The organism is Arthrobacter sp. NPDC058288 (genome assembly GCF_042880995.1).
Classification (GTDB): Bacteria; Actinomycetota; Actinomycetes; order Actinomycetales; family Micrococcaceae; genus Arthrobacter.
In genome coordinates, this window is the sequence record NZ_JBHVYH010000001.1 from 1,445,731 (window position 1) to 1,469,887 (window position 24,157).

26 protein-coding genes are annotated in these 24,157 nt (G+C 63.8%); 15 read left to right on the forward strand and 11 right to left on the reverse strand.

Going from position 1 to position 24,157, the window contains the following annotated elements; genetic code table 11:
- Positions 1-183: 183 nt before the first annotated feature.
- The 4 genes from ACFVWT_RS06900 to ACFVWT_RS06915 all read left to right on the forward strand — a co-directional run bounded on the left by ACFVWT_RS06900 (position 184) and on the right by ACFVWT_RS06915 (position 3,769).
- Complete coding sequence (locus ACFVWT_RS06900; protein WP_011692062.1) at positions 184-573, forward strand: iron-sulfur cluster assembly accessory protein; 390 nt, start codon at positions 184-186, stop codon at positions 571-573.
- A gap of 187 nt (positions 574-760) precedes the next feature.
- Complete coding sequence (coxB, locus tag ACFVWT_RS06905; RefSeq protein ID WP_390246404.1) at positions 761-1,633, forward strand: cytochrome c oxidase subunit II; 873 nt, start codon at positions 761-763, stop codon at positions 1,631-1,633.
- A gap of 10 nt (positions 1,634-1,643) precedes the next feature.
- Complete coding sequence (ctaD, locus tag ACFVWT_RS06910; protein WP_390246406.1) at positions 1,644-3,371, forward strand: cytochrome c oxidase subunit I; 1,728 nt, start codon at positions 1,644-1,646, stop codon at positions 3,369-3,371.
- Positions 3,368-3,769: a cytochrome c oxidase subunit 4 gene (locus ACFVWT_RS06915; protein ID WP_390246408.1), complete on the forward strand. Its 402-nt coding sequence runs from the start codon at positions 3,368-3,370 to the stop codon at positions 3,767-3,769. Before ctaD ends, ACFVWT_RS06915 begins: the two co-directional genes overlap by 4 nt.
- A gap of 137 nt (positions 3,770-3,906) precedes the next feature.
- Here ACFVWT_RS06915 and ACFVWT_RS06920 read toward each other — a convergent pair whose 3' ends face one another.
- Positions 3,907-4,422 (reverse strand): HPr family phosphocarrier protein, encoded by a 516-nt coding sequence (locus ACFVWT_RS06920; protein WP_390246410.1) that lies wholly within the window; start codon positions 4,420-4,422, stop codon positions 3,907-3,909.
- Here ACFVWT_RS06920 and ACFVWT_RS06925 point away from each other — a divergent pair.
- The gene (locus tag ACFVWT_RS06925; RefSeq protein WP_390246412.1) at positions 4,361-5,155 is read left to right on the forward strand and encodes a GntR family transcriptional regulator; all 795 of its coding nucleotides are present in this window, start codon (positions 4,361-4,363) and stop codon (positions 5,153-5,155) included. The two genes, ACFVWT_RS06920 and ACFVWT_RS06925, sit on opposite strands and share 62 nt — an antisense overlap.
- Before the next feature lie 63 nt (positions 5,156-5,218).
- Here ACFVWT_RS06925 and ACFVWT_RS06930 read toward each other — a convergent pair whose 3' ends face one another.
- The 4 genes from ACFVWT_RS06930 to ACFVWT_RS06945 all read right to left on the reverse strand — a co-directional run bounded on the left by ACFVWT_RS06930 (position 5,219) and on the right by ACFVWT_RS06945 (position 9,597).
- Positions 5,219-6,898, reverse strand: coding sequence for a cytochrome bc complex cytochrome b subunit (locus ACFVWT_RS06930; RefSeq protein ID WP_390246414.1), 1,680 nt, complete (start codon positions 6,896-6,898; stop codon positions 5,219-5,221).
- Positions 6,876-7,946: a ubiquinol-cytochrome c reductase iron-sulfur subunit gene (locus ACFVWT_RS06935; protein ID WP_043481691.1), complete on the reverse strand. Its 1,071-nt coding sequence runs from the start codon at positions 7,944-7,946 to the stop codon at positions 6,876-6,878. The genes ACFVWT_RS06930 and ACFVWT_RS06935 overlap by 23 nt, the downstream gene beginning before the upstream one ends.
- 100 nt (positions 7,947-8,046) lie before the next feature.
- A complete protein-coding gene (locus tag ACFVWT_RS06940) occupies positions 8,047-8,835 on the reverse strand; it encodes a c-type cytochrome (protein WP_390246416.1) in 789 nt (262 codons plus the stop codon).
- Positions 8,836-8,922: 87 nt separating this feature from the next.
- Positions 8,923-9,597 (reverse strand): heme-copper oxidase subunit III, encoded by a 675-nt coding sequence (locus ACFVWT_RS06945; protein WP_231510979.1) that lies wholly within the window; start codon positions 9,595-9,597, stop codon positions 8,923-8,925.
- 112 nt (positions 9,598-9,709) lie between these two features.
- Here ACFVWT_RS06945 and trpD point away from each other — a divergent pair, with 112 nt between their 5' ends.
- Positions 9,710-10,768 carry an anthranilate phosphoribosyltransferase gene (trpD, locus tag ACFVWT_RS06950; RefSeq protein ID WP_390246418.1) on the forward strand — a complete coding sequence of 353 codons (1,059 nt, stop codon included), beginning with the start codon at positions 9,710-9,712 and terminating at the stop codon, positions 10,766-10,768.
- Positions 10,769-10,783: 15 nt separating this feature from the next.
- Here trpD and ACFVWT_RS06955 read toward each other — a convergent pair whose 3' ends face one another.
- Both ACFVWT_RS06955 and ACFVWT_RS06960 read right to left on the reverse strand, forming a co-directional pair.
- Complete coding sequence (locus ACFVWT_RS06955) at positions 10,784-11,065, reverse strand: Lrp/AsnC family transcriptional regulator (protein WP_011692051.1); 282 nt, start codon at positions 11,063-11,065, stop codon at positions 10,784-10,786.
- Between the two features lie 84 nt (positions 11,066-11,149).
- Positions 11,150-11,578: a DUF3054 domain-containing protein gene (locus tag ACFVWT_RS06960; RefSeq protein WP_390246420.1), complete on the reverse strand. Its 429-nt coding sequence runs from the start codon at positions 11,576-11,578 to the stop codon at positions 11,150-11,152.
- 132 nt (positions 11,579-11,710) lie between these two features.
- Here ACFVWT_RS06960 and ACFVWT_RS06965 point away from each other — a divergent pair, with 132 nt between their 5' ends.
- A complete protein-coding gene (locus tag ACFVWT_RS06965; protein WP_390246422.1) occupies positions 11,711-12,079 on the forward strand; it encodes a VOC family protein in 369 nt (122 codons plus the stop codon).
- Positions 12,080-12,100: 21 nt separating this feature from the next.
- Here ACFVWT_RS06965 and ACFVWT_RS06970 read toward each other — a convergent pair whose 3' ends face one another.
- Positions 12,101-12,733, reverse strand: a complete 633-nt coding sequence (locus ACFVWT_RS06970) for a LysE family translocator (protein ID WP_390246424.1) — start codon at positions 12,731-12,733, stop codon at positions 12,101-12,103.
- A 138-nt stretch (positions 12,734-12,871) separates the two neighbouring features.
- On the opposite strand from ACFVWT_RS06970, the gene ACFVWT_RS06975 reads away from it, so the two are divergent.
- The 3 genes from ACFVWT_RS06975 (at position 12,872) to ACFVWT_RS06985 (ending at position 14,151) form a co-directional block, all read left to right on the forward strand.
- On the forward strand, positions 12,872-13,348 hold the full coding sequence (locus ACFVWT_RS06975) for a VOC family protein (RefSeq protein WP_390246426.1): 477 nt from the start codon (positions 12,872-12,874) through the stop codon (positions 13,346-13,348).
- Between the two features lie 108 nt (positions 13,349-13,456).
- Positions 13,457-13,768, forward strand: a complete 312-nt coding sequence (locus ACFVWT_RS06980) for an antibiotic biosynthesis monooxygenase family protein (protein ID WP_390246428.1) — start codon at positions 13,457-13,459, stop codon at positions 13,766-13,768.
- 44 nt (positions 13,769-13,812) lie between these two features.
- On the forward strand, positions 13,813-14,151 hold the full coding sequence (locus ACFVWT_RS06985; protein ID WP_390246430.1) for a hypothetical protein: 339 nt from the start codon (positions 13,813-13,815) through the stop codon (positions 14,149-14,151).
- A 135-nt stretch (positions 14,152-14,286) separates the two neighbouring features.
- Here the strand turns inward: ACFVWT_RS06985 and ACFVWT_RS06990 are convergent, their stop codons facing one another.
- Entirely contained in the window at positions 14,287-16,677 is a 2,391-nt protein-coding gene (locus tag ACFVWT_RS06990; protein WP_390246432.1) for an ATP-binding cassette domain-containing protein, read from the reverse strand.
- Between the two features lie 146 nt (positions 16,678-16,823).
- On the opposite strand from ACFVWT_RS06990, the gene ACFVWT_RS06995 reads away from it, so the two are divergent.
- From ACFVWT_RS06995 to ACFVWT_RS07005, 3 genes are read left to right on the forward strand one after another with little or no spacing between them, the layout of a single operon-like run.
- Positions 16,824-18,038 (forward strand): type III polyketide synthase, encoded by a 1,215-nt coding sequence (locus ACFVWT_RS06995; protein ID WP_390246434.1) that lies wholly within the window; start codon positions 16,824-16,826, stop codon positions 18,036-18,038.
- An 11-nt stretch (positions 18,039-18,049) separates the two neighbouring features.
- Positions 18,050-18,763, forward strand: a complete 714-nt coding sequence (locus ACFVWT_RS07000) for a class I SAM-dependent methyltransferase (RefSeq protein WP_390246436.1) — start codon at positions 18,050-18,052, stop codon at positions 18,761-18,763.
- Entirely contained in the window at positions 18,756-19,892 is a 1,137-nt protein-coding gene (locus ACFVWT_RS07005) for an FAD-dependent oxidoreductase (protein WP_390246438.1), read from the forward strand. The genes ACFVWT_RS07000 and ACFVWT_RS07005 overlap by 8 nt, the downstream gene beginning before the upstream one ends.
- Before the next feature lie 13 nt (positions 19,893-19,905).
- On the opposite strand, the gene ACFVWT_RS07010 is transcribed toward ACFVWT_RS07005, so the two are convergent.
- The gene (locus tag ACFVWT_RS07010; protein WP_390246439.1) at positions 19,906-20,337 is read right to left on the reverse strand and encodes a nuclear transport factor 2 family protein; all 432 of its coding nucleotides are present in this window, start codon (positions 20,335-20,337) and stop codon (positions 19,906-19,908) included.
- A gap of 112 nt (positions 20,338-20,449) precedes the next feature.
- Between ACFVWT_RS07010 and ACFVWT_RS07015 the strand changes: the two genes are divergently transcribed.
- Positions 20,450-21,391, forward strand: a complete 942-nt coding sequence (locus ACFVWT_RS07015) for a hypothetical protein (protein ID WP_390246441.1) — start codon at positions 20,450-20,452, stop codon at positions 21,389-21,391.
- Positions 21,392-21,400: 9 nt separating this feature from the next.
- Positions 21,401-22,081, forward strand: coding sequence for a peptide deformylase (locus tag ACFVWT_RS07020; RefSeq protein WP_390246443.1), 681 nt, complete (start codon positions 21,401-21,403; stop codon positions 22,079-22,081).
- On the opposite strand, the gene ACFVWT_RS07025 is transcribed toward ACFVWT_RS07020, so the two are convergent.
- On the reverse strand, positions 22,078-24,135 hold the full coding sequence (locus ACFVWT_RS07025; protein WP_390246445.1) for a S9 family peptidase: 2,058 nt from the start codon (positions 24,133-24,135) through the stop codon (positions 22,078-22,080). The genes ACFVWT_RS07020 and ACFVWT_RS07025 overlap by 4 nt on opposite strands.
- Positions 24,136-24,157 lie beyond the last annotated feature (22 nt).

Here is a 24,157-nt window from a genome sequence, read left to right on the forward strand (position 1 = left end):
GGGGTTCCCTGGCGGGTCCGATTGGGAAGCCGTCAGGGAACATTCAGGGTATGGCCACGGTTACGTCAGGAGTTAGAGCTACACGCAGGATCGACGTAGCATGTAGCTATAGCCCATACCGTTTCCGTAGGGGCGGGCAACGCGCAAGCCGAGTCGCCACCACCGTCGTAAGAAGGTAGGCCAATGAGCACTACAACCAATGAAAACAGCGCCGCAGCCACCGGCACCGCCAGCGAAGAGCTCCCCACGCACGAGGTCAAGCTGACCGACGTCGCCGCGGGCAAGGTCCGCAGCCTGCTGGAACAGGAAGGCCGCACCGACCTTCGCCTGCGCGTTGCTGTCCAGCCGGGCGGTTGCTCCGGGCTGATCTACCAGCTCTACTTCGATGAGCGGCTGCTCGACGGAGATGCCGTACGTGACTACGACGGCGTCGAGGTCGTTGTGGACAAGATGAGCGTCCCGTACCTCAGCGGCGCCAGCATCGATTTCGAAGACACCATCTCGAAGCAGGGCTTCACCATTGACAACCCCAACGCCGGCGGATCCTGCGCCTGCGGAGATTCTTTCCACTAACCTGGCTCTTTTTGCCCCATGACAGCTTGCTTTCGGCACCGGTGAAAACCGGTGCCGACGCACGGTGCCGACATGTGAGCGAAAACCCCCGGGGAGCGGTAAGCTCTACATCGAGTAGTAAAACTTTTAGTGTGCCCGGGGAGCCATCTACGGCCTGGGCAACAGCAACAAGTAGGAAGGGCCGTCTGTGAGTTCGCAGAACCGAACCGGCAGCCGACGCAAACAGATCACTACGATCACTGGCTTGGCACTAGCCGGCGCGTTGGCTTTGACTGGATGTTCACCAGAGGTACAGAGAGGCTGGTTGCCCACCGAGCGTGGCACCACCAATCACACTGACCGCATCATGGACCTCTGGGTCAACTCATGGATAGCCGCATTGGTCGTCGGCATCATTACCTGGGGACTGATGGTCTGGTGCATCGTGGCCTACCGCCGCCGCAAAGGCACCGTCGGGTTCCCCCGGCAGACCAGCTTCAACCTTCCCCTCGAGGTCTTCTACCTGACCATCCCGCTGTTCATGGTGCTGGTGTTCTTCTACTTCACCGACCGGGACCAGCAGGCCATTGACAACCGCTCCGAGCCGGCCGACGTCGTTGTGGACGTCCGCGGCAAGCAGTGGGCATGGGACTTCAACTACAAGCAGGGCGAAGTCATCTCCGAGGACGTCCACGAAGCAGGCGTCCAGGCGCACCTCACCGGTGCTGAAGTGGACAAGGAAAAGCTGCCCACTCTGTACCTCCCCGTCAACAAGTCTGTTGACCTGGAGCTGAACTCCCGCGACGTTATCCACTCTTTCTGGGTCCCCGCCTTCCTGCAGAAGCGCGACATGATCCCCGGCAAGACGAACTACATCAGGTTTACCCCCACCAAAGAGGGCACCTACGACGGCAAATGTGCCGAACTCTGCGGCGAATACCACTCCGAAATGCTGTTCCGCGTGAAAGTTGTCTCCGAAACGGAGTTCCAGGCGCACATGGACCAGCTGCGTCAGGACGGCAACACCGGCCTGCTCGGCGAAGAGTACGACCGCAACCCGAACCTGAACGAAATTAAGTAAGGGGAGCGACGTGGCTACGTACACTCAATCCGCACCTGCCGGGGCCCTCGGGGCGCCCGTTGTCCCGAGGTCCAAGGGACGCATCGTCGTCAACTGGATCACTTCGACCGACCACAAGACCATCGGGTACATGTACCTGATCGCGTCCTTCGTGTTCTTCTGCTTCGGCGGCGTCATGGCGCTGCTGATCCGCGCCGAGCTGTTCGAGCCCGGCATGCAGATCCTGCAGACCAAAGAGCAGTACAACCAGCTGTTCACCATGCACGGCACGGTCATGCTCCTGATGTTTGCAACCCCGTTGTTCGCAGGCTTCGCCAACGTGATCATGCCCCTGCAGATCGGTGCACCGGACGTCGCCTTCCCGCGACTGAACGCACTGGCCTTCTGGTTCTTCCTCTTCGGCTCCACGATTGCCGTCTCCGGCTTTATCACCCCGCAGGGTGCCGCTTCGTTTGGCTGGTTCGCGTACGCGCCGCTGTCCAACACCACCTTCAGCCCCGGCGTCGGCGGTGACCTCTGGGTCTTCGGCCTCGCGCTCTCCGGCTTCGGCACCATCCTCGGTGCGGTCAACTTCATCACCACCATCATCTGCATGCGCGCTCCGGGCATGACCATGTGGCGTATGCCGATTTTCACCTGGAACACGCTGGTTACGGCCATCCTGGTCCTGATGGCCTTCCCGCCGCTCGCTGCTGCCCTGTTCGCCCTCGGCGCCGACCGCCGCTTCGGAGCGCACATCTTCGATCCCGAGAACGGCGGTGCCGTCCTCTGGCAGCACCTGTTCTGGTTCTTCGGCCACCCCGAGGTGTACATCATCGCGCTGCCGTTCTTCGGCATCGTCTCCGAGATCTTCCCGGTCTTCAGCCGCAAGCCGATCTTCGGCTACAAGGGCCTCGTCTACGCAACCATTGCCATCGCGGCTCTGTCCGTGACCGTGTGGGCACACCACATGTACGTCACCGGCTCGGTCCTCCTGCCGTTCTTCTCCTTCATGACGATGCTGATCGCCGTGCCTACCGGCGTGAAGTTCTTCAACTGGATCGGCACCATGTGGCGGGGTTCCATCACCTTCGAAACACCGATGCTCTGGAGCATCGGGTTCCTGGCAACCTTCCTGTTCGGTGGTTTGACGGGCATCATCCTCGCTTCGCCGCCGCTTGACTTCCACGTCTCGGATTCCTACTTCGTGGTTGCCCACTTCCACTACGTGGTGTTTGGCACCGTGGTGTTCGCAATGTTCGCCGGCTTCTACTTCTGGTGGCCGAAGTGGACCGGCAAGATGCTCAACGAGCGTCTGGGCAAGATCCACTTCTGGCTCCTGTTCCTCGGGTTCCACGGAACCTTCCTGATTCAGCACTGGCTGGGTGTCGAGGGCATGCCCCGCCGCTACGCGGACTACATGCCGCAGGACAACTTCACCTGGATGAACCAGTTCTCCACGATCTCCTCGTTCGTGCTGGGCGCTTCGCTGATCCCGTTCTTCTGGAACGTGTACATCACCTGGCGCAGTAACGAAAAGGTTGAAGTGGACGATCCCTGGGGCTTCGGTGCTTCGCTCGAGTGGGCGACTTCGTGCCCGCCGCCGCGCCACAACTTCACGTCGCTGCCCCGCATCCGTTCGGAGCGTCCGGCACTGGACCTCCACCACCCGGAGCTCGCACAGTCGCACACCGTTGAGTCACCGGCACCGGCAGCAGCCGTGCTGGGGAACGCAGATCAGAAGGACACCGCCAAGTGAAGATCGAATCATGGATTTTTGGAGCCGGAGTCTTCTTCTTCGTACCGGTCTCCCTGGTTTACGGATTCCTGACCAACTGGTCTGAGTGGGTCGGCATCCTCGGTATCCTCCTCGTTGGCGGCCTTGCCGGCATGATCGGCGCATACCTTGGATTTACCGGCAAGCGCGTGGGCATGCGTCCTGAGGACCGCAACGACGCCGAGATCCACGAAGGTTCAGGCGAGCAGGGCCACTTCAGCCCTTGGAGCTGGTGGCCGCTGGTCCTGGGCCTGTCCTGCGCAGGCGGATTCCTCGGCCTGGCCGTTGGGTTCTGGGTCACGTTCATCGCCGCCGGCCTGGCCGTTATCGCCCTCGTCGGCTGGGTCTACGAATACAGCCGCGGTGACCACGCGCACTAGCGCCTAAGCACTGATGACAACAACGGCGGGCCCCACCATTCGGTGGGGCCCGCCGTTGTTGTCATCGCATCACCATAAAACTGATCACGTACGCGCGGACGGTACCTGCAGGTCCGGTTGAAGCCGCCTGGATGCCCTCAGGCGGCCGCTCCTGCCTCCAAGAGCAGCGTCAGGCCTTCCAGTGCCGCTTCGGCGGTTTCAAGGCTGTAGCGGGCGGGAAGCGCCTGCGGGTCAACTGAGAGTTCCACTTCGCAGCCGCAGGGAAAATCGGCAGTCATGACTTCGAGCAGAGACCGTGCATCGACCGGCACGATTCCCTTCTTCCCGATTCTGACCGGCAACCCTGATTCCGTGACAGCGCGCACGAAGACAGCCGCCGGCCGCGCGTGCAGGCCTATGGGTGATTGAACGATTGCCTTGCGCACTGGCAACAGGACTCCTTTGTTCCGACGGATCTTGGCCGCCACGACTGCATTCCTGAACAAGCGTAGTGCCGGTTCATCAGGAGGCTGAAACCGCACCCGGGGTGGTCTAGACCTGCCCTCTTGTTGCTCTACCCTTAAAACATGAATGTAGATCTGGATTGCGGTTATGGCGGCCTCTGACGCAAGCAGGATGGTAGGGGAGATCGACCGTGGAAGCGGGACGCCCATCTACGTCCAGCTGCGGGAACTCCTGCGCGCACACATTGCGGCTTCCTGCCCGCCCGGCTCGTCGCTGCCCTCGGAGCGTGACCTCGCCGAAAGGTTCGGGCTGGCCCGTATGACGGTCCGCCAGGCCATCGACGCGCTGGTGGGCGAGGAGGTTATCGAACGGGTTGTGGGTCTCGGAACCTTCGTTCGGAAGCCAAAACTCGACCTGCAGGTCAAACTGACGTCGTACAGTGAGGAAATGCAGCGCCGTGGCATGGTCCCTGCCGCCAAGGTGCTGAGCTTTGAACAGATCGGCGCGAGTGCGTTCCTGGCCCGGGAACTCCAACTGGACGAGGGAACACCGCTGGTGCGCTTCAGGCGCCTCCTGCTGGCCGACAACGAGCCCATGAGCGTGGACGAGAATTTCATTCCGGCCCATCGCGTGCCGGGCCTGCTGGACGGCGAACCACCCACCTCGCTGTACAACGTCCTGAGTGAACGGTTTGGCCTGGTCATGGAGTGGGGCGAGGACATGATCGAGGCCACGGCAGCGTCGCCGTCGACGGCCAGGCTGCTCAATGTAGAGGTCGGCTCCCCGCTGCTAAAGATCCAAAGGCACGCCTTCGTTGCCCGCTCCATGGTGGACTACTCCGTGTCCTACTACCGGGCAGACCGCTACAAGCTGTGGGTGCCGCTGCAGCGTCCCGGCGTACGTCCTACGCGCAACTACGCCTCCGGCTACCGGAATCCATAGGGATGCAGAAGAGGCCCGGTCCATTCGGACCGGGCCTCTTCAGTGGTGCTGTCAAGACATCAGCTAGTGGCTGAGGGTCTTCTGTCCCTCGGCCGACTCGACCGCTTCGTGCTGGCCGTGGTGCCCGTGGGCAGCCTCGAGCTCAGCCGGCGAGGCAGGTGCAACCCTGTCCTCGAAGAACCAGCGCGAGAGCGCCGCACGGCGCTTCTCCTTGCGGGTTACGACGCCGTGCTCGTTCGGAACGGCGGGCAGCGGCACCGGTGACTCGAAGCCCACCAGCTTGTAGCGCTTGTAGTCGTCCAGCGGCGCGTGGACCTCAATGAACTCACCATGCGGCAGCCGGACGATTCGGCCGGTTTCACGGCCGTGCAGGGCGATTTCGCGGTCCTTGCGCTGAAGCGCCAGGGCGACGCGCTTGGTCACGATGAACGCGATGACGGGGCCGATGAAGAACAGTGCGCGCAGCCAGTAGGTGACATCGTTCAGAGCGACGTGGAAGTGCGTTGCAATGAGGTCCGAGCTGGCAGCGGCCCACATTACGCAGTAGAACGTGAAGCCGGCCATGCCGATCGCTGTCCGGGTGGGAGCGTTGCGCGGGCGGTCCAGGACGTGGTGCTCGCGGTCGTCCTTGGTGATCCAGCGTTCGATCCACGGGTACATGAACAGCACGGTGAAGACGAGGCCGGCAGGTACCAGGGCCGGCAGCAGCACGTTCAGTGTCAGGACCTGGCCGAAGATGACGTACTCGAAGTGGAAGTCGCCGATGACACCGGGCATGAGGCGCAGGGCGCCGTCAACCCAGCCGATGTACCAGTCAGGCTGCGTGCCTGCGGAAACCGGGGAGGGGTCGTAAGGACCGTAGTTCCAAATCGGGTTGATGGTGAAGAACGCCGCCATGAGGGCGATAACACCGAACACGATGAAGAAGAAGCCACCGGCCTTGGCCGCGTAGACCGGACCAAGGGGGTAACCGACGACGTTGCCGTCGTTGCGTCCCGGACCGGGGTACTGGGTGTGCTTGTGAACTACCACCATGAACAGGTGGATCACGATCATCAGCAGGATCAGTGCCGGTACCAGGAGGATGTGCAGCATGTAGAGCCGGCTGATGATGACCGTGCCTGGGAACTCGCCGCCGAAGAGGAAGAACGAGATGTAGGTACCGATGACCGGGATCGACTTGATGACGCCGTCGATGATCCGCAGGCCGTTGCCGGAGAGCAGGTCGTCGGGGAGCGAGTAGCCGGTGAAGCCGGCTGCCATCGAGAGGATGAGCAGGACGCCGCCCACCACCCAGTTCAGTTCGCGGGGCTTGCGGAACGCGCCGGTGAAGAATACGCGGAGCATGTGCACGGAGACGGAAGCCACGAACAGCAGAGCGGCCCAGTGGTGCACCTGGCGCATGAACAGGCCACCGCGGACATCAAAGGAGATATCCAGCGATGAGCTGTATGCGACGGACATTTCGACGTTCTTCAGCGGCGTGTACGAGCCGTCGTAGTGCGTCTCCGCCATGGACGGATCGAAGAAGAATGTCAGGAAGGTGCCGGAGAGCAGCAGGATGACGAAGGAGTACAGTGCAACTTCGCCGAACATGAACGACCAGTGGTCCGGGAAGACCTTCCGGCCGAATTCGCGGAGAATTCCAGATCCGCCAACGCGCTGGTCAACAAAGTCGGTAATGCGGCCGCCCTTGGTTTTGGCGACGAAGGCGGGGGCATTAGCTGTTGATGTTGCGCTCATGCTCATCACGCTCCCAGTAACTCGGTCCTACGGGTTCTTTGAAGTCGCTCGTAGCGACCAGGTAGCCCTCGGCGTCAACTGCGATGGGCAGCTGGGGGAGAGGCCGGCTGGCCGGGCCAAAGATAACCTTGCATTCCTGGGTCAGGTCAAAGGTCGACTGGTGGCACGGGCACAGCAGGTGGTGGGTCTGCTGCTCGTACAGGGCAACAGGGCAACCAACATGGGTGCAGATCTTCGAGTAGGCAACAATGCCGTTATAGCTCCAGTCCTCGCGGCCCGCTGAGGGCTTGAGGGACTCGGGATTCAGGCGCATGAGCAGGACGACAGCCTTGGCTTTTTCGTTCAGCTTGCCTTCATGCAGTTCGTTCAGGCCTTCGGGAATCACGTGGAAGGCGGATCCGATGGTGACGTCCGAAGCCTTGATGGGCGTGCCATCCGGGTCCCTGGTGAGGCGCTTGAGCTTGCCCTCCTGCGGGGCCCACATGGTGTGTGCCAGCTTGTCGTCCGGACGGGGACCGAGGTCACCGAAGACGGCCAGTGCAGGGAGCGGAGCCAAAGCCACGGCGCCGAGAAGGGTGTTGCGGATCAGCGGCCGGCGCTTGATGCCCGTTTCTTCGACAATGTCGTCAACGATGCGGACAGCCGCCTGGCGGTCCTCTTCGGTGCGGATGGCATGGCGCTCTTCGGAGACTTCGTGGTCCGGCATGAGTGCTTTGGCCCAGTGCACAATGCCGGTGCCGATGCCGAGCATGGCAAAGGCGGTGCCGATGCCCAGCAGGGCATTCTGCAGCCGGATGGTGGCGATCGTGGAATCGGGTCCAAGATCGATGGCGAAGTACGCCACCAGGAAGATCACGGTGCCGACGACCGAGCTGCCGAAGAGAATGGCAACCTGCCGTTCTGCACGCTTTGCGGCCTTCGGGTCCGTGTCAGCCAGGCGCAAACGATGCGGGGGAATTCCAGGATCCTGGAACTTCTCCACCTCATTCTGACCAGCCGTAGCTACGGTGCCCGAGTGGTTCGGACTGCCGTCACTATGGTTGCCCATAATTCGCCTCATCCTTCTCTCGTCCCGGCATGTGCCGGGTTAGTTTTTCAATTCCATACTGCTGACTTGTCAGCAGGAGTTCTTACAGTTACGGACGTTGCTAGGACGTCCGGGACGTCAGCCAGATGGTGAAGGCGATGATGACGCCCAGTCCGGCGATCCAGACAAACAGACCTTCGGAGACGGGGCCCAGGGCCCCGAGATCGGCTCCGCCGGGTGAACCGTTGGCTTCGATCTGCTTCAGGAAGGTGATGATGTCGCGCTTGCCTTCGGGGGAGACGTTGGCGTCGTTGAAGACCGGCATGTTCTGCGGTCCGGTAACCATGGCCTCGTAGATGTGCTTTTCGGAAACATCGGCAAGGGCCGGTGCGAACTTACCGCGGGTGAGCGCGCCGCCGGCGGCTGCAGCGTTGTGGCACATGGCGCAGTTGACCCGGAAGAGCTCGCCACCCTCGGCGGCGTTGCCCTTGGCGTCCAGGAGTCCCTCTTCAGGGATGGACGGGCCGGGGCCGAGCGAAGCGACGTAAGCGGACAGCTGGTGGGTCTGTTCGTCGTTGAACTGTGCGGGCTTCTTGTAAGCCTGCGGGCCGTTCATCTGCATGGGCATGCGGCCGGTGCCTACCTGGAAGTCAACGGCGGCAGCACCGACGCCTACAAGTGAGGGTCCGTCCTTGGTCCCGCTCGCACCCATGCCGTGGCAGGTTGCGCAGTTGGCGGCGAAGAGCTTTCCGCCCTCTTCAGTGTCGTTTGCACTGAAGCTGGTGGTGGAAGCCTTGGCCTCATTGACGGTGGTGGCAACGGCGTACAGCCCACCAGTGAGGAGGAGGCCCATCAGCAGCAGCGCAATGGCTGCCAGTGGGTGACGTCGCTTCTGCGAGAGTGCCTTCACGTGGTGGTTCCTTTATTCGATCGTGCGTCGGCTCCGGGAGCCGCTTCTTGAAATTCTGCCTCTTGTAGAAAAAGAGTCAAGTCGGGGCTACCTGAGGACGTAGATGACCAGGAAGAGGCCGATCCACACGACGTCGACGAAGTGCCAGTAGTACGAGGTGACAATCGCGGACGTTGCCTCGAAGTGACCAAACTTCTTGGCGGCGAACGAACGGCCGATGATGAAGAGGAAGGCGATGAGGCCGCCAATGACGTGCAGGCCGTGGAAGCCCGTGGTCATGTAGAAGGCCGAGCCATACGCGTTCGACGAGAGCGACACATGCTCGGAGACGAGCATTGCGTATTCAGTTGCCTGACCGGCAACGAAGAAGGCGCCCATGATGAACGTGAGGGTGAACCATTCGTTCATCCCCCAACGCGTGAAGGCAAGGGGGCCGCCGGCGCGGCGCGGCTGGAGCCGCTCAGCGGCGAAGACGCCCATCTGGCAAGTGAATGAACTTGCCACGAGGACGATCGTGTTTACGAGCGCAAAGGGGAAGTTGAGCTTGGCTGTCTCTTCGGCCCACATCTGTCCGGACGTCGAACGGAGTGTGAAGTACATGGCAAAGAGACCGGCGAAGAACATCAACTCACTGGACAACCAGACAACGGTTCCTACGGAAACCATATTCGGGCGGTTCAGCGTCGGGTGCGCCGGGGTACTGGGGGCATGGGTCGCAGATGTCACATAGACATTATGTCTGTAAAAGTTCCTCCTGCCCAACGCAAACCGCCTTTTCGGCGGACTTTTTCTACAAAGACGCGAATTCGCGCGGAAAAGTTCCCGGGCCGGTTCATATTGGTCATCAGGGCAGGTGCCTCGATAGCATCAGGAGGTGACTTCACAGGCATCTGCACAGGCGGCGGGCAACACCTGGCCCCGGCTCATTTCGGCACTGATCAACGGCGCGGACCTTACGGCCGACAACACGGAATGGGCGATGGACACCATCATGTCCGGGGAAGCCACGCCATCGCAGATCGCCGGGTTCCTGGTGGCGCTGCGGTCAAAAGGCGAGACGGTTGATGAGATTTCCGGGCTGGTCGAGGCCATGCTGGCGCATGCGAACCCCGTCGACATCGGCGGCGAGAAGCTGGACATTGTGGGCACCGGCGGCGACCAGTTGAACACGATCAACATTTCCACCATGGCCGCCCTGGTTTGTGCGGGAGCGGGCGCAAAGGTCGTTAAGCACGGCAACCGTGCGTCGTCGTCGTCGTCCGGTTCAGCGGACGTCCTGGAAGCGCTCGGCGTACGGTTGGACCTGCCCATCGACCGCGTTGCGCGCAACGCCGAAGAGGCGGGCATCACGTTTTGCTTCGCCCAGGTATTCCACCCCTCCTTCCGGCATACTGCCGTGCCGCGCCGGGAGCTTGCCATTCCCACAGCGTTCAACTTCCTCGGCCCGCTGACCAATCCGGCGCGGGTGCAGGCCTCCGCTGTTGGTGTCGCCAACGCAAGGATGGCCCCCCTGGTTGCCGGGGTTCTGGCTAAACGCGGAAGCCGCGGGCTGGTTTTCAGGGGGAGTGACGGACTGGACGAACTGACAACCACCGGCCCGTCCACAGTGTGGGAGATACGGAACGGGGAGGTGACGGAGCAGACATTCGATCCCCAGGTGCTGGGCATCCGTCCTGCAACTGTGGAAGAGCTCCGCGGCGGCGATGCGACAGCCAATGCCGCCGTCGTCCGTGATGTCTTGAGCGGCGTGGCGGGCCCGGCACGTGACGCCGTCCTATTGAATGCAGCAGCAGGCCTGGTGGCTTTCGACGTCGACGCCGAGGGCTCGCTCACTGACCGGATGGCGGCCGCATTGAAGCGCGCCGAAGAGTCTATTGACTCCGGTGCCGCGGCGTCCGTGCTGGAGAAGTGGGTCGCCCTTACGCAGGGTTAGCCGGACGGGCCGGGCTTACTGCTCGAAGCCCAGTGCGAAAGCCGCATCGAGGTCGTGCTGGGAGTAGGCGCGGAACGCGATGTGCGTCGTGGTGTGGACCACCGCCGGCACCTTGGACAGCTTGTCCGCAATGACGTCCGCCAGGTCGTCGTGCTTCGCCACCCGCGCCACGGCGATCAGATCCCATTCCCCGGTCACGGAGTAGACCTCGCTGATGCCCGGAATCGCCGAAATTTCCTCGGCCGTCTCCGGAATTCGGGAGGCGTCTGTCTTGATCAGGACGAATGCGGTGATCACTCTTGACCTTTCGGATCGGGTGCGCCCTTGAAGGGGACGGCAGGCAATGCTCTGTGCTGCCAGCCTAGTACATCCAGGGTGAAGTCAGCGGAGCTGCCGGCGCCCTTTCAGCCTGCCTGCAGCCGCCACGATCAGACGGTAGCCCACAAGGAAGACGCCCAGGCTCAGCGTGGCCACAATGATGAACGGCAGGACCACCGTCTGTCCGGTCACTGCCCGCAGCGCCATGCCCAGGGCCACGGCGCCAAGCCATACGGCCACGCCCTCCGGCCAGATGCGCAATGGCCGCTGCCACACCCGCACTGCAAGCCACGCAATGGCAGCTCCGGTCAGGAACGGCCAGGCCGTTGAGAGGACCCCGGTTATTACGTCCCCGCGCTGGTGCGCGTCCCGGCCAATGGCTGCAAATGCCAGGATCAGGATTGCATCGGCGACGGCGGCAAGGGCGGCAAGCAGCACCGCATTGTTGGCGGTGGGGACGCGGACGGGGGCTGGATCAGTACTGGAAGGCATACCTCCAACAGTAGTTCCGGTTTCCCGCTGCTACGACCTGACGTGAGCGCCCGGGGCGGCCGTACACTGTGACCGGGGACCCGTTCCCCGCCGCCTTATTGCGTCACCCGCCAGCTAATCCCGGACGGCAGCATGAGACTTGTACAGATCGCCCAGCATGCCAGCGACCTCCCACGGGCTGCGGAATTTTATGCCGCGCTGCTCGGTGCGGAGCCCAGAGCCGTGTTCGACCCGCCCGGTCTGCTGTTTTTTGACCTTGACGGCGTCCGGCTACTGCTCGAGTCCGGAGCGCCGTCGGCCCTGGTGTACCTGGCGGTCGCCGACGTCAGGGACTTGGTGGCCCGGCTCCGGAGCAGGGGAGTGGAGATCGTCGCCGAACCCAATGTGATCTTCAGCCACCCAGACGACCGTCTGGGCCCCGCAGGGACGGACGAGTGGATGGCCTTCATCCGCGACAGCGAGGGCAACACCGTTGGACTGGTCAGCCAGCTGCCGCACTAGTGGCTAGTTCCGGTGGAAGTATCAGGATTTGCTGCCGGCGATTTTCGCCGCAAAAGCGACAAGTACGACGCCGGCGATGCGGTCGGTGGCTTTGCCCGCCCCAGGGGACTGCAGCCAGCGCCGGGCATACTGCGTGGCAACAATGATGCCGGCGAACCAGAGCATGCCCTCAACGTTATGGACGAGAGGGAGCAGTATGCCCATGAGCAGGGGCGGCACATCCTGAGGCAGGAACTGCGGGATCATGGCCATGTAGAAGACACCCACTTTCGGATTCAGCAGGCTGGTGGTAACGCCCGTCAGCCAGGCGCTCCTGGCGCCCGGTCCGCCTTGCGGCGATGCCGCTGGCAACGCCGGGCGGCTCCTGAAAGTCCTGATGACCATCGAGACCCCCAGCCACGCCATGTAGCAGGCGCCGGCCACCTTCAGCATCGTGAAGGCGGCCTCCGAGGCAGCCAGCAATGCGGACGCGCCGAGGGCGGCAGCCACACCCCAGACAACGGTGCCCGTGCAGATTCCCGCCGCCGTTGCAAATGCAGGAGCGCGGCCGTTGCTGATTGCCGTGCGAAGCACCAGGACGGTGTCCAGCCCGGGAATTATGGTCAGCAGGGCAGCGACGAAGGCGAACTGGAGGAGGGCGTCGGCGACGGACATACTCGATGATAACGGGGGGGCGGTCCGGCTCGGGCGGGGCCATTGTGCCGGGAACCGGGCCCGGCTAGGCTCGCAACGCGACTGAAGCGTCGCCGTCGGGAATCCGTTCCGGCGCCGCCTGCGAGATGAGGGAACACTGTGACCCAAAAGATCACCACCTGCCTGTGGTTTGATACCCAGGCCGAGGAAGCCGCCGACTTTTACGTCTCGGTCTTCGACGGCTCCAGAATCCTCAACGTGGCGCGTTACGGCGAGGGCGGACCGGGCCCCGCCGGCCAGGCCATGACGGTGGAGTTCGAAATCGAGGGCCGGAAGTTCCTTGCGCTCAACGGGGGACCGGCGTTCACGTTCAACGAAGCTGTTTCCTTCGTGATCGACTGCTCCTCGCAGGAAGAAGTGGACCGCTACTGGTCGGCGCTGACCGCAGGTGGCACCGAAAGCCAGTGCGGCTGGCTCAAGGACAGATTTGGAGTGTCGTGGCAGGTGGTGCCGTCCGTCCTGGGGCAACTGCTGGGAGGCCCTGATCCTGACGGTGCGCAGCGGGCCATGCAGGCGATGCTGGGTATGCGGAAGCTTGAGATCGCCGAACTTCAGGCCGCTTACGACGGGGCCTGAACGAACCCGGCCCCGGGCCCGGCACAGGGGAGTGGACCACATGCCATCCGGCCCTACCCGGCCCGCGACTGCCCGACGATAATCGGGAATACCTACCCCGGCACCTGAATGGAGGCATTCGCGATGTCTGTTTACACGCTCGGAATCTGGCTGGTGAAGCCCGGCAGGGAGAATGATTTTGTGCAGGCCTGGCGGGACCTCGCCAGAAAGACACAAGAGGATTTCCCCGGGGCAAAAGCCATCCTGATGCACGACCGGGATGTTCCCAACAGGTTTATCAGCACGGGCCCGTGGGAGTCGCTCGAACAGGTTGAAGTGTGGCGCGCCTCGGACGTCTTCACACAAGGATATGCGGCCATGCAAGGGTTGCTGGAACACTTTGAACCGCACACCCTGGATGAGGCCGCGAGCATCGGTTGAGAGCAGGAGAGAATCCTGCTCAACGTCAACGGAGGCGGACCGCGGTGACGGAAACGAAGGTCGATGCTGCAAGGCCTTTGACGCCAGGCGAGGGCGGGGCGACGGAAACGCGCCGCGCTCCGGCATGGAAGGTCAAGTACAGGTGGAGCGAGGACCCTGACGAAGTGGTCCACATTGTCTGTTGCCGGGATCTGGACTGGCGGCGGGCAATGTGCGGCTATGAGGAACCGGAGATGACGATCGCCCGTGATCCGCAGATCCTGTGCTCGATGTGCGTGGAAGTCTTTGGGCGGGCGCTCGGACCGGGGCCATGTCCGATCGATGATCAACCGTGCCCTGACGACGAGGAAATAGACCGGATAGTCGACGAACGCACATCCTGATCACGCAGATCCTGATCCTGCGGGGGATGCCAAAATTCCTGACTACTTTACATAATGTAGATTATCGGCGTTTTGGGGAAGAAGCCGGGAAGACGGGAGGACCCGCCTTCCTGCAAGCCTGATCACCCTCTCCGGTCAGCCGCCGACGTAGGCTGCTAGGTGTTCTCCGGTAAGCGTCGAGCGTCCGGCGACGAGCTGGGCCGGCGTCCCCTCAAAGACGATCCTGCCGCCGTCGTGCCCGGCGCCCGGTCCAAGGTCGATGATCCAGTCGGCGTGAGCCATCACGGCCTGGTGATGTTCAATCACGATTACCGATTTGCCGGAATCCACCAACCTGTCCAACAGGCCGAGCAGGTTCCGGACGTCGGCGAGATGGAGGCCGGTGGTGGGTTCATCCAGGACATACACGTCGCCCTTCTCAGCCATCTGGGTAGCCAGCTTGACGCGCTGCCGCTCGCCGCCGGACAGCGTGGTGAGCGGCTGGCCCAGCGTCAGGTACCCGAGCCCAACGTCCACGAGCCGGTCGAGGATCTTGTGGGCTGCCGGCGTACGCGCTTCGCCTTCTCCAAAGAAGGCCTCGGCTTCGGTCATTGACATTGCCAGCACTTCAGCGATGTTCCGGCCGCCCAGTTCGAATTCCAGGACCGACGCCTGGAACCTCCTGCCTTCGCAGTCCTCGCAGACAGACTCGACGGTGGCCATGACACCCAATTCCGTGAAGATGACGCCGGCACCGTTGCAGGTGGGGCATGCACCCTCGGAGTTTGAGCTGAACAGCGCCGGCTTCACCCCGTTGGCCTTCGCGAACGCTTTGCGGATGGGCTCCAGAAGACCCGTGTACGTCGCCGGGTTACTGCGGCGCGAGCCCTTGATGGCGCCCTGGTCGATCACCACAACACCATCGCGGCCGGCCACCGAGCCCTGGATCAGGGAGCTCTTGCCTGAACCTGCGACTCCTGTCATGACGCAGAGCACCCCGAGCGGAACGTCGACGTTCACGTCCCGGAGGTTGTGCGTAGAGGCACCACGCACGTCGAGGGTGCCGGACGGTGTGCGCACAGTGTCTTTAACTGACGCCCGGTCGTCGAGGTGGCGGCCGGTAATGGTGTCACTCCCCCGCAGCCCCTCCACGTTTCCCTCGAAGCAGACGCTGCCGCCCTCGGTGCCTGCGCCGGGGCCGAGGTCAACAACATGGTCAGCGATATCGATGGTTTCCGGTTTGTGTTCCACGACCAGCACGGTGTTGCCCTTGTCGCGCAACTGCAGAAGCAGCCGGTTCATCCGTTCAATGTCATGCGGGTGGAGCCCGATGGTCGGCTCGTCAAAGACGTAGGTGATGTCCGTAAGGGACGAGCCGAGGTGCCGGATCATCTTGGTCCGCTGCGCCTCTCCCCCGGACAGCGTGCCCGCCGGCCGGTCCAGGGAGAGGTAGCCCAGCCCGATTTCGGCAAAGGAGTCCAGCAGGTGCTGCAGGCCTTTGAGGAGCGGGGCGACGGATGGCTCCTTGAGGTCACGGACCCAGCCGGCCAGGTCGCTGATCTGCATCGAGCACAGGTCGGCGATGTTCATGCCTTGGATCTTCGAGGACCTGGCCTCCGGGCTGAGCCGCGTGCCGTCGCACTCCGGGCAGGCCTGGAAGGTGATCGCGCGCTCCACGAAGGCCCGGATGTGGGGCTGCATCGCTTCAACGTCCTTGGAGAGCATGGACTTCTGGATCTTCGGGATCAGGCCCTCGTAGGTGAGGTTGATGCCTTCAACCTTGATCTTGGTCGGCTCCTTGTAGAGAAGGGCGTCCAGCTCTTTCTTGGTGAACTTCGCGATGGGCTTGTCCATGTCGAAACCGGCACCGCTGAAGATGCGGCCGTACCACCCGTCCATGCTGTAGCCGGGGACCGTCAAGGCACCCCCGCCGAGCGACTTGCTGTCATCGTAAAGTGCCGTGAGATCGAAATCGGAGACCGAGCCCATGCCCTCGCAGCGCGGACACATGCCGCCCAGGTAGACCGCGTTCTGCACCACGCTCTTCTCGACCCGGCCGCCCTTCTCGGTGCTCATCACCCCGCTGGCCTTCCGCGTCGGGACGTTGAAGGAAAATGCCGTGGGCGGCCCGATATGCGGTGTTCCCAGCCGGCTGAAGAGGATGCGCAGCATCGCGTTGGCGTCGGTGGCGGTGCCCACGGTGGACCGGGGGTTGGCCCCCATCCGTTCCTGGTCGACGATGATCGCGGTCGTCAGACCTTCCAGCAGGTCGACGTCGGGCCGGGCCAGTGTCGGCATGAAGCCCTGCACGAAGGCACTGTAGGTCTCGTTGATCATCCGTTGCGACTCCGCGGCAATGGTGGCGAACACCAGGGAGCTTTTACCCGAGCCGGAGACGCCCGTGAATACCGTCAGGCGGCGTTTCGGGATCTCCAGGCTGACGTCCTTGAGGTTGTTCTCGCGCGCGCCCTGCACACGGATCAGGTCGTGGCTGTCGGCCACGTGGGGGGCTTGTGACTGGGGATCAGTCCGGACGGCCATGCTCATCGTGTCTCCCTCGGTGATTCGGGGGCAGCCGTCGCGGCTTCCGTCGGCGTCGCCCGGTTCAATCTAACCAGTTTCGGTCGGTCCGCCGGGGCACCGTACCGTTTGGGCACCATTGTCTTAAGTCAGAAGCTCACTGAGAATGAACCATGACGGTCTACATGAGGTCCCTGGAAACTGCTGTCCCGCCCACCGTACTCATTCAGTCTGAAGCCCGCGATGTGTTTGCCGCCCAACCGGGGCTGACCAGGCTGGGTTCCCGGCTAGTCAGCACCTGTTTTGACTCCGCGGCCATCGACACCCGGTACACGGCTGTTACCGAGCTCACCAAGGACAGCCGGGCGGACGACCCTCAGTTCTTCGACCCGGCTACCGGCCTGGTCCTGAGTCCCAGCACTAAGGTCCGTAACGACATTTTCGGCCGCGAAGCCACCAAACTCTTCGTGGACTCCGCCAGGGCGGCGCTGGACGCCTGTGCCGGCATCGATGCGGCTGCCATAACCCATCTCGTGACGGTCTCGTGCACCGGTTTCTTCAACCCCGGCCCGGACTACAAAATCGTCCGTGCCCTGGGCCTGAATCCGGCCGTGCAGCGCTACCATCTTGGCTTCATGGGCTGTTACGCGGCGTTTCCGGCGTTGCGCGCGGCCAAATCGTTCTGCGAGGCAGACCCTGACGCTGTTGTGCTGGTGGTCTGCGCCGAGCTCTGTTCCCTTCACGTCCGGACCTCCAACGACCCCGACACCATTATGGGCTCGGCCTTGTTCGCCGACGGCGCCGCGGCAGCAGTCATCTCGGCAAGGGACATTCCGGACGGAACGCCCCTGTTGCAGCTGGACCATTTCGAAACGGTACTCACTCCCGTCGGCGAGGAATCCATGGCGTGGAACATCGGTGACGAGGGCTTCGAGATGGTGCTGGGCAACTATGTCCCCCACATCATTGATGACCACATCATCGGTGCGCTTGAGCCGCTGCTTTCGCGAGACGAATCCCTGCGGGGACTCCCCTATCGTGACATCACCCACTGGGCTATCCACCCAGGCGGGCGGAGCATCCTGGACAAAGTGCAGTCCCGGCTTGAGCTCACTGATGAACAGCTCGTTCCCGCACGGGAAACCCTTCGGAATTTCGGCAACATGAGCAGCGCAACGGTGCTCTTCGTCCTCAAACACATCGCCGGACTCCCGCCGCAGGACGGCGATGAACGGATCTGTTCGATGGCGTTCGGACCGGGTCTCACGGTGGAAACGGCGATGTTCACCAAGGTGCGCGCGCCTCTGCCGGAAGCCTCGCCCGTGGGAGTCCGGAAGTCCGCCGGGACGGAGGAAGCCGCGGCACGGACCGAGCCGTCGCTCATCTGATGGCCACGAGCATGACGGCCGCCGTTGGAATGCTGCGCCAGCGCGACGCGGACGCTGTGGAGGAAATGGACCGTCCGGGCTGTGATCCTGTGCGGCTGGACCGCACCTACGCACAATTTTCCGTGGTCAACAGGGCAGTGGCCGGATGGCGCGGAATCTACCGGACGCACCTGCGGCCGATCCTTTCAGTAGACAGGGCCACAACCCTGCTTGACATCGGCTGCGGGGGCGGGGATGTGCCGGTTCTGCTGGCGGCTTGGGCGGCCAGGGACCGGCGGGTGCTGGAAATCACCGCCATTGATCCGGACCGTCGTGCCTTTGAGTTCGCACTGCGCCGCCAGCGCGTCGACGGAGTGACGTTCCGGCAGGCGTCCACGGCCGAACTGGCCGCAGAAGGGAAACGCTACGACGTCGTCATCTCCAACCACGTGCTCCACCACCTGGACGCGGCTGAGCTGCCACAGTTCCTCGGTGAGTCGGCGATGCTGTCCCGCGGGAGCGTCATCCATAACGACATCCGCCGCAGCCCCGCCGCATATGCGCTCTTCTACGCGGGATCATGGCCGTTTCGCCGTTCCTTCATCAGGGACGACGGGCTGACGTCCATCCGCCGCAGTTACACAACTGCGGAACTCCGGGCCGCCGCTCCCCCGGGCTGGGCCGTTGCCCCGCGCTGGCCGTTCCGCAACCTCCTCACGCTGAACCGGAACGCCCGCGGTGATTGACGTCGTCGTGGTCGGCGGCGGACCGGTGGGGCTTTACCTGGCGGCCCTCCTGCTGCAGCAGGGCGTGTCGGTCCGCGTCCTGGAGCGCCGCACGGAACCCGACACCCATTCCCGTGCCATCGGCATCCATCCGCCGTCTCTGGAAGCGCTCGACCGGATCGGGGTGGCGTCAGCCCTGGTGGACGAGGGCGTGCGGATCCGCCGCGGGGTTGCCATCGGCGGCGGCGTGGAAGTGGCCGGCATGTCCTTCGACTCCGTGTCCGGCCGCTACCCTTTTGTGCTGTCCGTCCCGCAGGCACGCACGGAAGCGGCGCTGGAACGGCGCGTCGCCGCACTGGATGGCGGGGCGGTAATCCGCGGAGCTACTGTCACAGGAATTTGCGACGACGGCTCCGCGGTTGCGGTGGACGTCGTCACCGCCGGCAGGGAATCCCGGGTTCATGCATGCCTTGCGGTTGCCGCGGACGGTGTCCGTTCCACTGTCCGTCAGCTGCTGGCCATTCCCGCCCCGCTGAGGACATATCCCGACAGATACCTGATGGGAGACTTCGCCGACGGCACGCCGTTCGGCCCCGACGCGGCGCTTTTTCTGGAGGCCCTCGGGATCGTGGAGTCCTTTCCGCTGCCGGGAAGAGTGCGTCGTTGGGTGGCCAGGCTCCCGGGGTCCATGCCGGAGGCGCCCACCGCCGGTTCTTTGGCGCGGATTGTGCGGGAACGGACCGGGATAGCCGTCGACGCCGGCAGCAATTCGATGCTGAGCAGTTTTGGCGTCCGCTCACGTTTGGTGAAGCGCATGATCCACGGCCGGATTTCAGTCATCGGTGATGCCGCCCACGAAATCAGCCCTATCGGCGGCCAGGGCATGAACCTGGGCTGGCTGGATGCCGCTGAACTGGCGCCGCTTATCCTCAACCAGCTGGCGCACACTTCCCACGAACGGGAACTCAGGTCCTTTGATCGCAACCGGCTGCAGGCGGCAGCAAAGGCCGTCCGCCAATCCGAAATCAATATGGCCCTGGGCAGGCCCCTGCCGTGCCCGCTGTGGCATGTCCGGAACCGGTTGATTGGATCCGCCGCCAGGGTGCCGGCCATCAATTCACGCGTTGCCGCCCGGTTCACCATGCACTAGAACTCCCCGCGCCCTACTCCGCAACCGGCTGTACGTCATCTGCGTCACCGGTGAAGTAGCAGTCGTAACTGTCCTGGCTGGTGATCCGGCCTTCACGGACTTCGAAGACGGAGGTGGTGCGGGCCCGGATGGTGTCGCCGGCGTCCCAATAGCGGAGATTCATCAAGAGCGTTGCCGACCAGTCCACTTCCAGCACAACGCGGTTTCCTTCGCATGTGGTCCGCCGGACATCGAACCGCTGCGCGGACACCACCTGCCGGCTTTGCTCGGCACCTGCCAGTACTTGTTCGCGGCTCCGCCTGGATCCTTCCGGGGCAAGCACGTGCGGCGCTTCAACCAGGGTGAAGTCCTCGGCAAGGAAGCCGTCCACTTCAGCGGCGCCGCCGCCGGCTTCAATGGCTCGTACAAACCCAAGGACACAGGTGAGCGGCGTGTGTTCAGTCATGGAACGAGGGTAGCCCATGCCCGGCGTCGCTATTCAGCGCACTGGCCTGTCCGCCTTCAGCCTGCGACAGTGAGGGGGCGACGCCACCGGACAGTAGCCCTAGACTGCTCGCATGAGCGGCGTCCTGCGGGCGGGTCGACGGCGGTCCGCGACGGCCGCCGTCGTCCTGGCTGCCGTGATGGCCGGCGCCGCGGTGCAGGGCTGCACTACCGCAACGCGGTCGCCGGAGCCGCTCACCGCCGAGCTCAACCAGTTCAGGGACAACTACGGCACGCAGGTCATCGAGATTCAGATCAGCAATACCGGGTCCGTGCCGGTCAGGATCCTCAGCACCGAAGTCTCGACGCCCCTGTTTCCGTCGGGAACCGCGTGGCAGGCGCCACCGGAGGGCACTGAGGTTCCGCCGGGCCAGACCAAGAGCCTGCCAGCCAGGCTGCCGGCACCCGCCTGCGCAGGACCTTCGACGGACGGGTCCCGGACCGGTGAACCCCCGAGCGCCGGCGAGGCGGATGCTGTGGCCGGCGGAGGACCAGCGGAGGTAACGTTATCCGTCCGGCAGGGTTCCACAGTCAGCGGGAAGCGTCTTCCCGCCACGGATCCGTTCGGTGTCCTGGCCCGGAACCATTCCGAGCTGTGCCTCGCGCAGGTGGCAGGGCAAACAGCGGACATGAGCCTGGACCCGGAACTGGAGGTTGCGGAGGACGGCCGCACCGCCGTCGTACGCCTCCGGGTCACCCCGCGCGCAGCCGGTTCCGGAACAGCGCGCACGCTGACCATCGAACGCATCGAGGGCACCACCCTGCTGGCCGAAGCACCGGGGAGCCCCTGGCCGCGCGGCATCACGGTTGCGGCCGGGGCTGGTCCCCGGGAGATCAGCCTGCGTATCCGCCCCGCCCGATGCGATCCGCATGCCGTCGCGGAGGACAAGGTGGGGACGCTGCTGCCGCTGCGAGTGGATGCCGGCGGCCGGCAGGGTTTGCTCAAGGTTTCTGCCGGAGCCGTCCTGAAGGCCAGGCTCTACGAATTCGTCACAGCAGCCTGCGCAGCGCACTAGGCTTTCCCCATGCTTCATGTAGCCAATCCCACACCGTTCAGCACCGCCCGGATCAGGGAAACTGTCCAGGAAATCCTCTCCGCAGGCGTTCTTCCCGCCATTGTCCAGGCCGGTCATCCGGTGCTCCGGCAGCAGGCGGCCCCGTACGAGGGCCAACTGGATGGTGCTGAGCTTGCAGCGCTGATTGCCCTCATGCGGGAGGTGATGCATGACGCGCCGGGCGTTGGGTTGGCCGCACCGCAGATCGGCCTTCCCCTCCAGCTTGCGGTTCTCGAGGACCAGTACGACGTCGACGCCGAGACTGCCGCCGTCCGGCACAGGTCACCGCTGGAGTTCTTTGCGGTCATCAATCCGTCGTACTCGCCGCTGGGGACCGGCACTGCGGCGTTTTACGAAGGGTGCCTGTCGCTCCAGGGCCTGCAGGCCGTGGTGTCGCGACACGAGTCTGTGCGCCTCGATTTTACCGATCCGGGCGGTAACAGGCGGCAGCAGGATTTTTCCGGCTGGCAGGCGCGGATTGTGCAGCACGAGACGGACCACCTGCAGGGAATCCTCTATGTGGACAAGGCTGAGCTGCGCTCCCTCAGCAACAACGCCGAATACGGTGCCCGTTGGGCGCATCCTGACATCCGCCTGGCCCGGCAGGAATTGGGGTTCCTGCCGGGCGGGGATATCGACCGGGGCAATTAGCTATTGGCCGCCGTGGGCAGGTAACGGGACCACCAGCGCAGGATCTCCTCGAATCGCTGCTTCCGGTGGTGCGGAGTGCCGGACCGGGAGAGCTCGTGGTTCTCCCCGGGGAATACAAGGAACGCGGCTTCCACGCCCTGCTGCTTCAGAGCCGTGAAATAGCGCTGTCCCTGTTCCACGGGGCAGCGGAGGTCCTCTTCGCTGTGGACGACCAGCGAAGGCGTACGCACGTTGCGGACCATGGCCATCGGGCTTTGGGACTCCATTTGCTCCGCCGAGGTGCCGGTGTATTCGCCGCCGAAGAACCAGCCGATATCCGAGGAACCGATGAAGCTGACCGGATCCAGGAATCCGCGCTCCACGATGGCTGCCTTGAAACGGTGGTCCTGGCTGATGGTCCACGCCGTAAGGTATCCGCCGTACGAACCTCCCATGATTCCGAGCGCAGCGCCGTCGAGCTCCTGGAACTTTGCCAGGGCGCCGTCGAGGAAGGACAGCACGTCCTGCATGTCAACGGTTCCCATCTTTTCCTTGATGGCCCGCCCGTGCGCCTGGCCGTAGCCGGCCGAGCCCCGCGGATTGCACATGAGCACCGCATAGCCGGCGGCAGCATAGACCTGCGCCTCGTCAAACAGGGCCACAGTGTATTGCGAGAACGGGCCGCCATGGATGTTCAGCAGAACGGGGTGCGGCCCTTTCCCGGGCGGCAGCACCAGCCAACCGTGGACCGGATAACCGTCGGCCGCCTCGAAGGTAACCTCCCGGGGCTCGATGATCTCTGCCTGACGCCGCAATTCCGCGGAGAAATCGGTCAACAGCCTCAGCTGGCCGTCCTCCAGCGCCGCGACGTCCCCCGCGGTAGCAGGATCGGTGAAACTCACGAACACAGAGCCGGCGGCCGAAGCTGCCCCGGTGACAACCCGGTCACCATGAACCAGGAGTGAGTGGTTTCCCGTGGCCCCGAACTCGAGAAGCTCCACCGTGCCCTGCGCATTGTTCAGCATCAAGACCGAATCAGGTCCGCGGAGCTCCAGTCCCGCGGCCGAGCCGGCGAGGTCCATCGTTTCGACGTCGCTCAGGACACTGGCTTCGCCGCCGTCGGCCGGCATCACGTACAGGGCCGTGTTCCGAGCCACGAAGTCGTGGCCCGATTCACCGAGTTCCTGGGCGGTGAAGAACACCCACTTCCCGTTCCTCGACTGGCGAGCCGCGCCCACGGTCTGGCGGCCGCTGTTTGCAGCCTGGACGGGCTCCGGTTTTCCACCGGACACGGGGACGCGGTACACGCCGGACTCAAGGTCGTTGTCGCTGCCCTCATGAAGCGAGGCTACGAAGTACACGGAGCCTCCGTCCGTGCTGAACGATTCTCCGCTGTGGTCGGTCGGGGCGAACGTCAGCTGCCGCGCCGGCGGGAGCAGTGCCTCCGCGCTGGCGGCGTCCGGCGCCTGACCGGCCTCTGTTTTAGCGCCGGGCGCCGTCTTAAGGGCCTTTAGGGCACGCCCTGCCGGTGCGACGCGCGGTTCGTCGTCCAGTTCGGGCACGTCCACAACGTAGAGCTGGAGCGGCTTGTCCGCTGTATATCCCACGCCGTTCATCCTGTATTTGTAGTCCGTGATGAGCCGTGCGTCCTCAGCGCCGGCGGATACGCCGTCCAGGGTGCCGTACCGCCCGTCGTCGGGAGTCCTCGCGCCGAAGACAATGCTGTGTGAATCGGGCGACCAGGCGAAAGAGGAGACGCCGAGTTCGGCACTCGTAAGGACCTGGGGTTCACCGCCGGCGGCCTCCACAACATGCAGCTGCGGTTTCCCGTCGGCAGCTGCGCGGAGAAACGCCAGGACCAGGCCGTCCGGGGAAAATGCCGGTGCTGTGTCGCGGAAGCCGCGGGTCAGCCGGCGGGGCAGCTTTTCAGGGTCCAGCGGCACAGTCCACAACTGGCCGACATACGTATCGGCGTCGAAATCAGGGCGGATGACGGAAACCACGGCCCGGCTGCCGTCCGGGTGGACGGCCGGGGTGGAAACGGACTTCAGAAGGGGCAAATGTTCAGGTTTCACGTGTGTGAGCCTAACGGCTCCC

Excerpts from the sequence above, each read along its gene's own strand:
- ACFVWT_RS06900 (WP_011692062.1), top strand. The coding sequence starts at position 184 with ATGAGCACTACAACCAATGAAAACAGCGCCGCAGCCACCGGCACCGCC.
- ACFVWT_RS06925 (WP_390246412.1), top strand. The coding sequence starts at position 4,361 with ATGGCGGCCTCTGACGCAAGCAGGATGGTAGGGGAGATCGACCGTGGA.
- ACFVWT_RS06920 (WP_390246410.1), bottom strand. The coding sequence starts at position 4,422 with ATGGGCGTCCCGCTTCCACGGTCGATCTCCCCTACCATCCTGCTTGCG.
- ACFVWT_RS06930 (WP_390246414.1), bottom strand. The coding sequence starts at position 6,898 with ATGAGCGCAACATCAACAGCTAATGCCCCCGCCTTCGTCGCCAAAACC.
- ACFVWT_RS06935 (WP_043481691.1), bottom strand. The coding sequence starts at position 7,946 with ATGGGCAACCATAGTGACGGCAGTCCGAACCACTCGGGCACCGTAGCT.
- ACFVWT_RS06960 (WP_390246420.1), bottom strand. The coding sequence starts at position 11,578 with ATGCCTTCCAGTACTGATCCAGCCCCCGTCCGCGTCCCCACCGCCAAC.
- ACFVWT_RS06965 (WP_390246422.1), top strand. The coding sequence starts at position 11,711 with ATGAGACTTGTACAGATCGCCCAGCATGCCAGCGACCTCCCACGGGCT.
- ACFVWT_RS06970 (WP_390246424.1), bottom strand. The coding sequence starts at position 12,733 with ATGTCCGTCGCCGACGCCCTCCTCCAGTTCGCCTTCGTCGCTGCCCTG.
- ACFVWT_RS06980 (WP_390246428.1), top strand. The coding sequence starts at position 13,457 with ATGGAGGCATTCGCGATGTCTGTTTACACGCTCGGAATCTGGCTGGTG.
- ACFVWT_RS06990 (WP_390246432.1), bottom strand. The coding sequence starts at position 16,677 with ATGAGCATGGCCGTCCGGACTGATCCCCAGTCACAAGCCCCCCACGTG.
- ACFVWT_RS06995 (WP_390246434.1), top strand. The coding sequence starts at position 16,824 with ATGACGGTCTACATGAGGTCCCTGGAAACTGCTGTCCCGCCCACCGTA.
- ACFVWT_RS07000 (WP_390246436.1), top strand. The coding sequence starts at position 18,050 with ATGACGGCCGCCGTTGGAATGCTGCGCCAGCGCGACGCGGACGCTGTG.
- ACFVWT_RS07010 (WP_390246439.1), bottom strand. The coding sequence starts at position 20,337 with ATGACTGAACACACGCCGCTCACCTGTGTCCTTGGGTTTGTACGAGCC.
- ACFVWT_RS07015 (WP_390246441.1), top strand. The coding sequence starts at position 20,450 with ATGAGCGGCGTCCTGCGGGCGGGTCGACGGCGGTCCGCGACGGCCGCC.
- ACFVWT_RS07020 (WP_390246443.1), top strand. The coding sequence starts at position 21,401 with ATGCTTCATGTAGCCAATCCCACACCGTTCAGCACCGCCCGGATCAGG.